The following is a 12260-nucleotide window of genomic DNA, read 5'->3' on the forward strand; positions in this document are numbered from 1 at the left end:
ATTTTTATCTAATTAATTGTTTTTGAGAGATAAATAAGACGTTTGGGTGCGACTGCGGCGCGTGATAATTCCGTGTTATAGGGCCAAAAGCAGAGAAAATGACGCATGCCCGGCAATCAGCAAGGCGATCAAAATCAAGGTCAGCGTGAATCCGCGCATGAGGATCGTAGGTGGTATGCTGTGGGTCTGCGGCGCGCGCTGGATGGCGCGCAGGCGCAACGGAACCCAGATGAAAATCGCCAGCGACGCCAGCAACAGCAGAAGACCGGCGGCCAGCAGCAGCGGTTGGGTGCTCAATGTTCCGGCCTTCAGCAACAGGGCCGTGTTGACCAGCAACAGGATGGCGGTACGCGACCACGCCAGCACGGTGCGTTCCGGCTGAACGCCTGGGTCGCGCGGCGACGGGGGAGACGGCATCGTCGGCACCCTACAGCTGCACGATCAGCAGCGCCAGCGCGATGGCTACCGCGCCAAGTCCGCAGGCGAAGACGACCAACATAGAAGTGTAGGGTAGGGGAAGGCCGTTGCGCATCGCCCGTTCGTTGCCCGCCCAGCGCCGGTAGGCCATTCCCGCCATCAAGGCCGCGGCCAGAGCCAACAGCACGGCAATCCCCTGTCGTACGGCAGGGGACGCTAGCGTCGTCGTAAACTGGTCGATGGCGACCGCGCCAGCCAGCAGGGCCAGCGCGGTGCGGATCCAGGCGAGGAACGTGCGTTCATTGGCGAGAGAGAAACGGTAGTCCGGGGCCGTTCCCTGCTGCTGCCAGGGGAGTGGGGTGTTAGGATCTGGGTCAGTTTGTCGCGCGTCACGCATGGCGTAAATTCACTGGCTGATGAAAAGTCGAGCTAACAGTTTACATGCCGAAAGCAGGTCGCTCCAGCCGTTCGGGCCGCCGTCGCTGGCGCTCTTCGCGCCCGTTTTAATCCGCCGGGCCGGTAGGCAGGGCCGGGTGAAGTCCGTATAATGCGCGCCAGTCAACATTCACCCGCCGGAGAGAAGCCATGCGCCCTACAGGCCGAAGTGCACAACAGATACGCCCGCTCACGTTAACCCGTCATTACACCAAACACGCGGAAGGTTCCGTCCTCGTCGAGTTCGGCGATACCAAAGTGTTGTGTAACGCCACGGTGGAAGAAGGCGTACCGCGCTTCCTGAAAGGGCAGGGCAAGGGATGGGTTACCGCAGAATACGGCATGCTGCCGCGTTCGACGCACACCCGTAACGCACGCGAAGCCGCACGCGGCAAACAGGGCGGACGTACGCTGGAAATTCAACGTCTGATCGCCCGTTCTCTGCGTGCTGCGCTCGATCTGAAAGCGCTGGGCGAATATACCATCACGCTGGATTGCGACGTCTTGCAGGCCGACGGCGGCACCCGCACCGCCTCCATCACCGGTGCCTGCGTGGCGCTGGCAGATGCGCTAAATGCGTTGGTTGCTAAAGGCAAGCTGAAGAAAAACCCGCTGAAAGGCATGGTGGCCGCGGTCTCCGTCGGTATCGTCAACGGCGAAGCGCTCTGCGATCTGGAGTATGTCGAAGACTCTGCCGCAGAAACGGACATGAACGTGGTCATGACCGAAGACGGTCGCATGATTGAGGTGCAGGGCACCGCAGAGGGTGAACCGTTCAGCCACGACGAGCTATTGGCGCTATTGGCGCTGGCTCGAGGGGGCATTGAAACGATTATCCAGGCGCAGAAAGCGGCGCTGGCGGAATAAAGCGTCTTGAAGAAGCGGCCTGGAGGGTCGCTTTTTTTTCGTCGGAATAAAACCGCCGGCGATGTGGATCACCGCGCTTGACGTTTGGGCACGATCATTCACTGTGCGGCATCGTAGGTTCATCCCTGAATATGCAATGTTGGCGGGTTGTAGCCCTTTGCGGCAGCGCGATGTGCCCTGCGTCAGGCGCGGAGTTGAGATGTTATCCGCTGAGGGGAGCAAAACGCCGAGTGTTTTTTGTCATCATAAGGTTACGTCAGAGGGTATTTCTCAGTCGACGGCAAAGGTCGGTTGGCTGAAGGGCGCGGTTTTCGGTTTGTCGCCGGGTATTCATCCATCATCACAGGAGAAGTTGTCATGAAAGCCTATCAACGCCAGTTTATTGAATTCGCACTCAGCAAGCAGGTATTAAAGTTCGGCGAATTCACGCTGAAATCCGGGCGCACCAGCCCCTATTTCTTCAATGCCGGGCTGTTTAATACCGGGCGCGATCTGGCTTTATTGGGGCGTTTTTATGCCGCGGCGCTGATGGATGCGGCTATCGAATTCGACGTGCTGTTCGGGCCAGCCTACAAAGGCATTCCTATCGCGACGACGACGGCGGTGGCGCTGGCGGAACATCACGATCGCGATCTGCCCTACTGCTTCAATCGGAAGGAAGCCAAAGATCATGGCGAAGGCGGCAGTCTGGTCGGCAGTCCGCTGGAGGGGCGCATCATGCTGGTGGACGATGTCATCACGGCGGGCACGGCAATCCGTGAGTCGATGGATATCATTTCCGCGCAGGGCGCGTCGCTGGCAGGCGTTTTGATTGCGTTAGATCGTCAGGAACGTGGGCGCGGCGAGCTTTCCGCGATTCAGGAAGTGGAACGGGATTATGCGTGTCAGGTGATTTCCATCATCACCCTTAAGGATCTTATCACCTATCTGCGGGAGAAGCCGGAGATGGCGGAACATCTGACCGCAGTGCAGACCTATCGCGATCGTTACGGCGTTTAACCATGTGGCAGCGCCGCCGGTGAGCGGTGCTGCCAGCGTTTGACGTTAGGCGAGCTGGGCGGCCAACATCGGCCAGCGCAGGTCGAATTCCTGGGTGGGGAGGAAGCGAAACTCCGAACGGGTATAGCGGGACAACATGCCTTCGCAGAAGGCTAACAGTTGGCTGGCAAGCAGCGTTTCATCGTTCTTGAACGGTTCACCGCCGCGCATTTTGTGTTCCCGTAGAACCTGCTTGATCTGAGATTCAATACGGTCGAACAGCTGGTTGATTCTTCCCTGCAGGCGATCCTGCTCAAACATCAAGGCATGTCCGGTCAGGATACGAGTCAATCCCGGATTTTTTTCGGCAAATCCTAAAATCAGCAGCAAAATCAGACGAAGACGATTAAATGTCTCCTTTTCATCCTGCAAAATCAGGTTGATACGGGTTGTCAGGCTGTCTTCGATAAATTCGATCAGGCTGTCGAACATCCGGGTTTTACTGGGAAAGTGCCGGTAAAGTGCCGCTTCAGATACGCCGACGTTTGCAGCCAGTTTCGCGGTAGTGATCCGTTGACTGCCGTCGCTGGATTGCAGCATCTGCGCCAGTGCCTGCAAGATTTCCTCGCGACGGTTCCTTTTCGTATTTTCTTTCTCTGCCATGTCTGAAAAGACCCTTGATAATGATTCAACTGCCCACACCAGATAGCGCCACAGTCGCGTTAGTTACGCTGTGGCTAATAGGTTTTTTCGAAAGAATAGATGTGGATCAGTGACGGCCCGAGTGACCGAAACCCCCTTCTCCGCGTTCACTGTCGGTGAATTCGTTAACCAGATTGAATTCAGCCTGAACGACCGGCACAAAGACCATCTGCGCGATGCGCTCGCCGGGTTCGATCGTAAACGGCGTCGAGCCGCGGTTCCAGACGGACACCATCAACTGGCCCTGATAGTCGGAGTCAATCAGCCCGACCAGATTGCCCAGCACCACACCGTGCTTATGGCCCAAACCGGAACGAGGCAGAATCACCGCCGCCAGCGAAGGGTCGCCGATGTGAATGGCCATACCGGTCGGCAGTAAGGTGGTTTCGCCCGCGCCAAGTTCTACGGCGCTATCCAGACAGGCGCGCAGGTCCAGACCAGCGGAACCCGGCGTGGCATACGTCGGCAACGGGAATTCCTGTCCGATGCGGGGATCGATAATTTTTACGTCAATTTTTTTCGTCATATCGGCTGACAATCTCGTCAATTAGCTGTTGGCCCAGGAGACGTTTGCTGCCGAGCGGCAACTGTTTGTCTCCCCCGTGCCAGAAAAGGTGCAACGCGTTGGTTTTCGCATTGAATCCGCGGTCGGCTTGGGACACGTCGTTTGCGCAGATTAAATCCAGTTTTTTGCTGGCCAGTTTCTGCCGCGCGTATTCTTCCACATTAGTGGTTTCGGCAGCAAACCCGACAACATAAGGCCGATGAGCCTGAATCGCTGCAACGTCGGCGATGATATCCGGATTTTTTATCAGGGTGACAGTCATTTCATCGCCCTGCTTTTTGATTTTTTCACTCTCCACATTTTTTGCCCGATAGTCCGCTACGGCGGCGCAGCCGATCACGATGTGCTGTTCGGGGGCGGCGGACATGACCGCTTCATGCATTTCCAGCGCGCTGGCGACGTCGATACGCCGTACGCCGTTGGGCGTGGGCAGATCGACCGGGCCGGCCACCAGCGTGACCGCCGCGCCGCGCGCCGCAGCCGCTTCGGCAATGGCGAAACCCATCTGACCGGAACTGTGATTACTGATGAAACGGACCGGGTCCAGCGCTTCTCGCGTCGGCCCTGCGGTAATCAAGAAGTTCAGGTGCTGCAGATCGGCGGTTTGCGCGAAAAATTGCTTCGCCTGTTCCACGATATCCATCGGGTCAAGCATTCTGCCGGGGCCGACGTCGCCGCAGGCTTGGCTGCCGCTGTCCGGCCCCCAAACATGCACGCCGCGTTCGGTCAGCCGCGCGAGGTTGTCCTGCGTCGGCAGAGCGCGATACATCTGTTGATTCATCGCCGGCGCGACGGCCAGCGGCGCGGCACTGGCCAGACAGGCCGTCGTCAGCAGGTCGTTGGCCATACCGACCGCCAGTCGGGCGATAACGTCAGCCGATGCGGGGGCGACAATCACTAAATCCGCCCATTTCCCGATCGCGATATGCCCCATCGCGGCTTCAGCGGCCGGATCCAGTAAGTCGTCCGCCACCGGATAGCCGGAGACGGCCTGAAGTGTGAGCGGCGTGATGAACGCTTTAGCGGCAGGCGTCATCACTACGCGTACCTCCGCGCCTTCATCCCGTAGGCGGCGGACCAGCTCGGGGCATTTGTAGGCGGCGATGCCTCCGCTGATACCCAGTACGATATGTTTGCCGGCGAGCGCGAGCAGACTGGAGAGTTCCGTCATCGTTGTGTCCGAGTGTGAGCTAAAGAAAGTGTCGGGCATTTTACCATAAGCGTCCAAAGGAAACGGAATCTTGTCATGGAGGAGCTTGTTGCAATGACCGATTGCGTATTGCCTCGCATCTTTCCCTCCGGCCCCTCGTTCACCCCCAGTCCGCATGCCAGAATGCCCCCAAGACTCAGGGAGGGAGACACTATCATGATGTGGTTAAACGGGCAGGCACCAAGGGAAAAACTGATACGGAATGGGGCCTGTGCATTGACGGATACGGAACTGCTCGCCATTTTTTTGCGTACCGGATTGCCGGGAACGCATGTTATGCAGTTGGCGGAAAATCTACTGAACCAGTTTGGGTCGCTGCATCAGTTAATGACGGCGGAACAGACCCAGTTTTGCAGAGCTCGCGGTATCGGGCTGTCCAAATATACGCAGTTGCAAGCGGTGGGAGAGCTGTCGCGGCGGCTGTTTGCCTCACGATTAGCGCGCGAAGACGCCCTGATCAGCTCGGAGGTGACGCTGCAATATCTCCAGTTGTTGCTGGCGCATCGTGAACGCGAAGTTTTTTTAGTCCTTTTTCTAGACAATCAGCATCGTGTCATTCGCCATCAGGAGATGTTTGCTGGTACGATTAACTGCGTAGAGGTGCACCCGCGAGAAATTGCTCGTGAGGCGCTGAAGGCGAATGCAGCCGCGTTGATTCTGGCGCACAACCATCCGTCGGGAAAGGCAGAGCCCAGTCAGGCTGACCGCGCCATTACGGAACATATCGTCAAAGTATGTCAATTGCTGGACATCCGCGTGCTTGATCACCTGGTTATCGGGCACGGTGAGTACGTCTCTTTTGCTGAGCGCGGGTGGATTTAAGGCATATTTCGACGATCCTGAGGGATCTTTAGCTGTTCGGGACTTGAGCGCATACGCTTCAGAGCGTATACTACGCCACCTTTGAGAATCTTGGGTGTGGCGTTAAGAGCCTATCTCAGCAGGTTTCCCCTGATGACAGAGTCTTTTCAGTGAAGTTGCTGAGATGGGCTCTAGAGCCTGACGAGGCGGCCAATACCCTATACGAAGCTCGAGCTGATTTGATTTTTGGAGAATAGACATGTCCCGAGTCTGCCAAGTTACTGGCAAGCGTCCGGTGACGGGTAACAACCGTTCCCACGCACTGAATGCGACCAAACGCCGTTTTCTGCCGAACCTGCACTCACACCGTTTCTGGGTGGAAGGTGAGAAGCGCTTTGTTACGCTGCGCGTATCTGCTAAAGGTATGCGTATTATCGATAAAAAGGGTATTGAGGCGGTTCTGGCCGACTTACGTGCCCGTGGTGAGAAGTATTAAGGAACTGAATCATGGCTAAAGGTGTTCGCGAGAAGATCAAGCTGGTTTCTTCTGCTGGTACTGGTCACTACTATACCACTACGAAGAACAAGCGCACTAAGCCGGAAAAACTGGAACTGAAGAAATTCGATCCCGTTGTCCGTCAGCATGTGATCTATAAAGAAGCTAAAATCAAATAATTTTAGTGGATTATCAAAAACCCGGCCTCGGCCGGGTTTTTTTGTGTCTGCAATTGGCGAATACGGCTGTGGTAGAGTGTTGACCATGACTTTTCACGGGAGGAAACATGCCTGAATTACCAGAGGTGGAAACCAGTCGCCGGGGTATCGAACCTCATCTGGTCGGACACACCATTTTGCATGCGGAAGTGCGCAACGCGCGCCTGCGCTGGCCGGTATCCCCTGAAGTTATGTCATTGAGCGATGAAGCGGTGCTCAGCGTACAGCGTCGCGCTAAATACCTGTTGATCGAGCTGACTCGCGGTTGGATTATCGTCCATCTCGGTATGTCCGGCAGTGTGCGCGTGTTGCCTGAATACATGGAACCCGGTAAGCATGACCATGTTGATCTGGTTCTGGATAGCGGCAAGGTGCTTCGCTATACAGACCCGCGACGCTTCGGCGCCTGGCTGTGGAGCGCGGATCCGGCGACAAGTTCCGTGCTGGCTCATTTGGGTCCGGAACCGCTCAGTGATGCGTTCAGCGGCGACTACCTGTTCGAGAAATCGCGGGGCCGCAAGACGCCGATAAAGCTTTGGATCATGGATAACAAGCTCGTGGTCGGCGTGGGTAACATCTACGCCAGCGAATCCCTGTTCAGCGCGGGTATTTCGCCGGAGAGAGCCGCAGGCTCATTGAGCGAGGCTGAGTTCCAACTCTTGGCGGTCACCATCAAGAAAGTGCTGCTACGTTCTATCGAGCAAGGCGGAACCACGCTGCGTGATTTTTTGCAGTCAGATGGCAAACCGGGCTATTTCGCGCAGGAACTGCAGGTCTATGGCCGTTGCGGCGAACCTTGCCGCCACTGCGGGACGTTGATCGAAAGTTTGAAACAAGGGCAGCGCAGCACGTTTTATTGCCGCACCTGCCAGCGCTGACGGCGCGTCAGGCCAGCTTTTTCCGCAGGGCCGCCGAGATGGGCGGAGGAAGAAACGGATCGATGTCGCCGCCGTGCCGGGCGACCTCTTTCACCAGTGTGGACGAAATAAAGGACCATTGCTCCGCAGGCATCAGGAACACGCTCTCCAGTTCGGGCATCAGATGCGTGTTCATCTTCGCCAACTGCCACTCATATTCGAAGTCCGATACCGCCCGCAGTCCGCGCACCAAAATAGTCGCCTGATGCTTCTGGGCAAAATGCGCCATCAGTTCGCTGAATCCCATGACTTCCACGTTGGTCAGATGGCTTGTCACTTCGCACGCCAGCGCAACGCGTTCTTCCAGCGTGAACAGCGTATTTTTGCTGGGACTGGCGGCAATCGCCAGGATGAGATGGTCGAACATCCGGGCGGCGCGGGTCAGCAGGTCGAGATGGCCATTGGTCAATGGGTCGAAGGTGCCGGGATAAATCGCTCTAGTCGTCATGATGTTTACGCTGGTTATTCAGTGCCCACAAGCCAGTATATTTATTAAACGTATACTGCGCATTGACTATCGCCAGCAGCAGTCCGCGCTTGCCGTCCAGAAAGCCGGCGCGCAGCAGCCAGGTCTTGGCGAAAGCGCCGAGCGTATGGGTCAGGATGGAAAGGTAGCTACAGCGTTTACCCGCCTCAAAACGCGACTGCGCCCAGCTGGTAGCGTAGTCGAATTGCTTTTGCTGAAACGCGAAAAAGTCCCGGCAAGTGAGATGTTCTAGATCGCCTGCCAGCGAAACGACGCGCGCGTCGCCGTAATCCAGCGACTCATGCACCGCGTTATCGTTGTAGCGATAGTGGCGCGGGTAGAGGCGGATCACCTCATCGGGATACCAGCCGCTGTGGCGCATAAACCGACCTAAAAACAGATTGCGGCGCGCGCAGCGGTAGACGGTTTTTCCATCGGGCGCCGCGAGCACTTGCTCGATCGCGAGTTTCAGCTCGGGTGTGACGCGCTCATCGCAGTCGATCATGAAGATATAGTCGCCGCTGGCGTAGCTTTGCGCCCGTTGTCGTTGTCGGCCGAAGCCCGGCCAGTCGTGATGCTGGAACACCTGTGCGCCGTACTGACGGGCGATCGCCTGCGTATCGTCGCAGCTGCCGGAATCCAGAACGATGATCTCGTCCGCCCAGGAAACAGAGGCGAGGCAGTCCGGCAGCAGCTCTGCTTCATTACGGCTGATGAGCACAACAGACAGGCGAGGATGGCTCATTATTGTCTCCGCGGCGGTAGATAAGGTTCCAGTAGTTTTAGCAGACTTTGCAGCGCGCCCTGATTTTTATGCAGCACCTGTACCGCGTGACGGCCGTAATACTGGCGATAGTCATCGTCGGAGAGAAGATTGCTGACCTGTTCGACCAAGGAGGCGGTGTCCGTCACCGTGATCAGACCATCGGACTGCTGCAATCGGGCGCAGATATCTTTGAAATTGAACGTATGCGGTCCCATCAGTACCGGGATGGCATGCGCCGCTGGCTCCAGTGGGTTATGGCCGCCGCGTCCAATCAGGCTGCCGCCGACAAAAGCCAGGTCGGCGATGCCGTAGAGCAGCATCAGTTCGCCCATTGTATCGCCGATGACCACCTGCGATGAGGCCGGCGGGATAGCACCCTCGCTGCGCATGGTATAATCGAGACCGGCCTTGCTGACGATGGTTTTGGCGTCGTTGAAACGCTCTGGGTGGCGCGGCACCAGAATCAGCAGCAGGTTAGGGAAGGTCTTCAGCAGTTCGCAGTGTGCGTCGACAACGATCTTCTCTTCGCCGTCATGGGTGCTGGCGGCAATCCACACCGGGCGTTGGGAAGCCCATTGACGCCGTAACGTCACCGCCTTCGCCGCCAGCTCCGGTGTCACGGAGATATCAAATTTAAGGCTGCCGGTGACGTTCAGCTGTTTGCGCTTGAGGCCCAGCGAAATAAACCGTTCGCCGTCTTCCGCATTCTGAACGGCGATCAGGGTGATACGTCGTAGCAGGGTGCGCATCAGCTTGCCCAGCTTTTTGTAACCGGCGGCGGAGCGTTCGGAAAGACGTGCGTTGGCGATGACCAGCGGAATATGGCGCTGATGCAGGGCATCGATCATATTGGGCCAAAGTTCGGTTTCCATCACAATGACCAGCCGTGGCTGAACGTGATTTAAAAATCGTTTCATCGCGCCCGGTAAATCATAAGGGAGATAGACGTGGTACACGTCTTTGCCAAAGGCGGATTGCGCGCGTTCCGAGCCGGTCGGCGTCATGGTGGTCACGGTGATGGGCAGCGACGGATAGCGGTAGCGTAACGCTCTCACCAGCGGGACGGCGGCCAGTGTTTCTCCCACGGAAACGGAATGCAGCAGGATACCTTCCGGTTTTACGGTGTCTTTGTAAAAGCCATAACGTTCGCCCCAGCGTTTGCGATAGGCAGGGGTTTTACGGCCGCGTAGCCAAAGACGAATCCAGATCAGAGGCTGGATGAGGTAAAGCAGAACGGTATACAGCAGCTGTAACATAAGTATCTATATTTAAGTCAGAGATAGCGAATTCTATATATTTATAGACGCTAAATCTATCATTTACGATAACGGAGGCCGGGATATCCCTTTTCTTGGGGCCTGGGTGTAATACGCGTTTAATCAATATGTTGCAACTCATGCGTCGTGTCGTCATCTGGACGTAACTCGCTGTAATAACTAGTCTTTAAGGTAAGTGGCGCCATGCATTTACCCATAATGGCGTTGTGCAAAAATCATATGATTTATGTAAATAAAAATTGAAAAAAGAGAGCGAAATGACATCCTCAATTAATAACCTCATACGGGTGTTATCAAGTCTCGTCATTATTAACAAAAGGCTAAATAGCCGGTGAATATATTCTCTGTTTTTTGTCTTATCGCATCGCTATTTACTATTTCAGTGAATATTCTCTGCGTTAATTAATTATTCGAAATAAAGTATCGAAACTTTTGGGTATTTATTTTCTTTTCGTCCTCGCATCGCGGTAGCCAGAGATACCCATGACGGCATAGCTCCTTTGTCGATGAGTCAAAGAAAATTATATTACAGAAGACAACCAATTGAATTATAAGGATAATGTTTCATATGTTGCTTATTGCATCGAGCCGGTTCCGTTTCAATGTGGCACGGGCGTTTCGCGAAAATATCGCGTAGTAATACCGGCGAATGGGCCTTGATTCTTCGCGGTGTATTCCTGTTTTCTCGACGTTGCGCTTATTTGGTAGAGAAGCTCGATGCGAAGAACAGAGTCAGGATTATCTCCCCCGGCGTTATTTTCTTTGATAGCCCATTTTCTTCCGATGAAAAAAACGAAACAGAATTGTGCGTATTCGCCTATTTTTCTGTGAACAATGGAGGATACCGGTTCGTTGTTGTCGTCTCCGGCGGGCGTTTTATCCCGCTCTTTCAGATAAATTCCGACAGCCTCGTCGTGCATACGAGGTATAGCCGGAATGTTAATAAACACGCGGGAGGCATTTTGTCTCCCGCTGCGGATGCGGTAGCGCTGAAAAGCGTGTCAGGGCCGCACTGCCGTAAAATCGCGGCGGTCAGTGAGCCGATTGACGCTCTGCAAGCGCGAGATAGGCCGCGCATATCGATTCGATGCGGTAGCGCTCCAGCTGGGACTTGTCGATTTCCGGCGGAGACGCCAGAACCGACTTCAGCGCCGCTGCCAGCGAGTCGTCGGTCAACGCCGCGAGACCCTGAGCCAATGGGCCGGTCAGGATCTCTTCCGGCCCTCCGGGACAGCGGGTGCTGACGACCGGCGTTCCACAGCTCAACGCTTCAACCAGCACGTTGCCGAAGCCTTCGCTGTCGGAACTCAACACCAGCAGTCGGGCATGGCGGATATAAGGGTAGGGGTTGTCGCAGAACCCTTGGAAAATAACGCGATCGGCCACGCCCAACTCGACGGCCAGCTGTCGTATGCGCTGTACTTCCTCGTCCCGGCCTTTACCCAACAAGACCAACGGCATCTCGATGCCGCTCAGCGCATAGGCACGAATCAGACGGTCGTGACGTTTGTTGGGATGGAAACGACCGACGTGCACCAGATAATCCGTCCCGGCGCGTTCGCAGGGCTGGTCAGCCAGTACGGCAATCGCCGCAAAATCAAACGGGTTGTTAATGACTGCCGCGTTGGAAGGCCGTACCTGAAAGGCGCTTTGTAAATCCGACAGCACCGCTTGAGACACCGCAACGATGTTGCGTTGCTGGTAGACCCGTTGAATTTTGGCGCGTTTCAACCAACGGGATAGACCGGTTCGATGGCCGAGATACGACGGGGAGAACATGCCGTGCAGGCAGAACCAGACGTTGTCGGGATTGAGCGCCCGGCTGCGGGCCACAATGCGGTCGGTCTTGTGCAGATTTGACAACACCAGATCAAACGGTCCCAGCTGCGCTTGCGTACGTTGGATCGCCGCATCCAGCATTGCGGCGCGGCGGCGAAGTTCGGTGAGCTTGCGCCAGGGCGCTCGGCTGTGGTCGGCGATCGTCTGATAATCCACGCCTTCTGGCACAGGGTATTCGCAGACGTCGCGCAGCGAAAATAGCGAAACTTGATGGCGCTGAGCCACAAAGCCTGCGGCCAGCGTCAACACCACTTTTTCTGCGCCGCCGCCAGGCAGACCGTCGATGATCATCAAGATACGCATGTG

General features: G+C 56.0%; 16 protein-coding genes. 6 read left to right on the plus strand and 10 right to left on the minus strand.

From position 1 onward, the window contains the following. Window positions 1-75: 75 nt before the first annotated feature. Window positions 76-417, minus strand: coding sequence for a DUF202 domain-containing protein (locus BLU64_RS10370; protein WP_026743903.1), 342 nt, complete (start codon window positions 415-417; stop codon window positions 76-78). 10 nt (window positions 418-427) lie between these two features. Then, window positions 428-814 carry a YidH family protein gene (locus tag BLU64_RS10375; protein WP_026743904.1) on the minus strand — a complete coding sequence of 129 codons (387 nt, stop codon included), beginning with the start codon at window positions 812-814 and terminating at the stop codon, window positions 428-430. 188 nt (window positions 815-1002) lie between these two features. Between BLU64_RS10375 and rph the strand changes: the two genes are divergently transcribed. Together rph and pyrE are read left to right on the plus strand one after the other, a co-directional pair. Further along, on the plus strand, window positions 1003-1719 hold the full coding sequence (gene rph / locus BLU64_RS10380) for a ribonuclease PH (protein WP_026743905.1): 717 nt from the start codon (window positions 1003-1005) through the stop codon (window positions 1717-1719). A gap of 357 nt (window positions 1720-2076) precedes the next feature. Further along, a complete protein-coding gene (gene pyrE, locus BLU64_RS10385) occupies window positions 2077-2718 on the plus strand; it encodes an orotate phosphoribosyltransferase (RefSeq protein ID WP_026743906.1) in 642 nt (213 codons plus the stop codon). 45 nt (window positions 2719-2763) lie between these two features. Here pyrE and slmA read toward each other — a convergent pair whose 3' ends face one another. The 3 genes from slmA to coaBC form a co-directional block, all read right to left on the minus strand. Beyond that, the gene (gene slmA / locus BLU64_RS10390; protein WP_026743907.1) at window positions 2764-3360 is read right to left on the minus strand and encodes a nucleoid occlusion factor SlmA; all 597 of its coding nucleotides are present in this window, start codon (window positions 3358-3360) and stop codon (window positions 2764-2766) included. A 106-nt stretch (window positions 3361-3466) separates the two neighbouring features. Beyond that, on the minus strand, window positions 3467-3925 hold the full coding sequence (gene dut / locus BLU64_RS10395; protein ID WP_026738458.1) for a dUTP diphosphatase: 459 nt from the start codon (window positions 3923-3925) through the stop codon (window positions 3467-3469). Next, entirely contained in the window at window positions 3909-5135 is a 1227-nt protein-coding gene (gene coaBC, locus BLU64_RS10400) for a bifunctional phosphopantothenoylcysteine decarboxylase/phosphopantothenate--cysteine ligase CoaBC (RefSeq protein WP_074728620.1), read from the minus strand. Before coaBC ends, dut begins: the two co-directional genes overlap by 17 nt. 195 nt (window positions 5136-5330) lie before the next feature. On the opposite strand from coaBC, the gene radC reads away from it, so the two are divergent. The 4 genes from radC to mutM all read left to right on the plus strand — a co-directional run bounded on the left by radC (window position 5331) and on the right by mutM (window position 7567). Beyond that, window positions 5331-5996, plus strand: coding sequence for a RadC family protein (radC, locus tag BLU64_RS10405; protein WP_026743910.1), 666 nt, complete (start codon window positions 5331-5333; stop codon window positions 5994-5996). Window positions 5997-6234: 238 nt separating this feature from the next. Then, entirely contained in the window at window positions 6235-6471 is a 237-nt protein-coding gene (rpmB, locus tag BLU64_RS10410) for a 50S ribosomal protein L28 (RefSeq protein ID WP_005290060.1), read from the plus strand. Window positions 6472-6482: 11 nt separating this feature from the next. Further along, the gene (gene rpmG, locus BLU64_RS10415; RefSeq protein ID WP_026738454.1) at window positions 6483-6650 is read left to right on the plus strand and encodes a 50S ribosomal protein L33; all 168 of its coding nucleotides are present in this window, start codon (window positions 6483-6485) and stop codon (window positions 6648-6650) included. A 107-nt stretch (window positions 6651-6757) separates the two neighbouring features. Continuing rightward, window positions 6758-7567: a bifunctional DNA-formamidopyrimidine glycosylase/DNA-(apurinic or apyrimidinic site) lyase gene (gene mutM, locus BLU64_RS10420; RefSeq protein ID WP_026743911.1), complete on the plus strand. Its 810-nt coding sequence runs from the start codon at window positions 6758-6760 to the stop codon at window positions 7565-7567. Window positions 7568-7574: 7 nt separating this feature from the next. Here mutM and coaD read toward each other — a convergent pair whose 3' ends face one another. From coaD to BLU64_RS10445, 5 genes are all read right to left on the minus strand, one after another. Next, complete coding sequence (gene coaD / locus BLU64_RS10425; RefSeq protein WP_026743912.1) at window positions 7575-8054, minus strand: pantetheine-phosphate adenylyltransferase; 480 nt, start codon at window positions 8052-8054, stop codon at window positions 7575-7577. Continuing rightward, window positions 8044-8817 (minus strand): glycosyltransferase family 2 protein, encoded by a 774-nt coding sequence (locus tag BLU64_RS10430; protein WP_083351071.1) that lies wholly within the window; start codon window positions 8815-8817, stop codon window positions 8044-8046. The genes coaD and BLU64_RS10430 overlap by 11 nt, the downstream gene beginning before the upstream one ends. Then, complete coding sequence (gene waaA / locus BLU64_RS10435; RefSeq protein WP_026743914.1) at window positions 8817-10094, minus strand: lipid IV(A) 3-deoxy-D-manno-octulosonic acid transferase; 1278 nt, start codon at window positions 10092-10094, stop codon at window positions 8817-8819. The genes BLU64_RS10430 and waaA overlap by 1 nt, the downstream gene beginning before the upstream one ends. A 620-nt stretch (window positions 10095-10714) precedes the next feature. Continuing rightward, window positions 10715-11035 (minus strand): hypothetical protein, encoded by a 321-nt coding sequence (locus BLU64_RS10440; protein ID WP_026743915.1) that lies wholly within the window; start codon window positions 11033-11035, stop codon window positions 10715-10717. A gap of 112 nt (window positions 11036-11147) precedes the next feature. Next, the gene (locus BLU64_RS10445) at window positions 11148-12257 is read right to left on the minus strand and encodes a glycosyltransferase (protein WP_026743916.1); all 1110 of its coding nucleotides are present in this window, start codon (window positions 12255-12257) and stop codon (window positions 11148-11150) included. Window positions 12258-12260: the final 3 nt, after the last annotated feature.

The organism is Lonsdalea quercina, from assembly GCF_900107885.1.
Classification (GTDB): domain Bacteria; phylum Pseudomonadota; class Gammaproteobacteria; order Enterobacterales; family Enterobacteriaceae; genus Lonsdalea; species Lonsdalea quercina.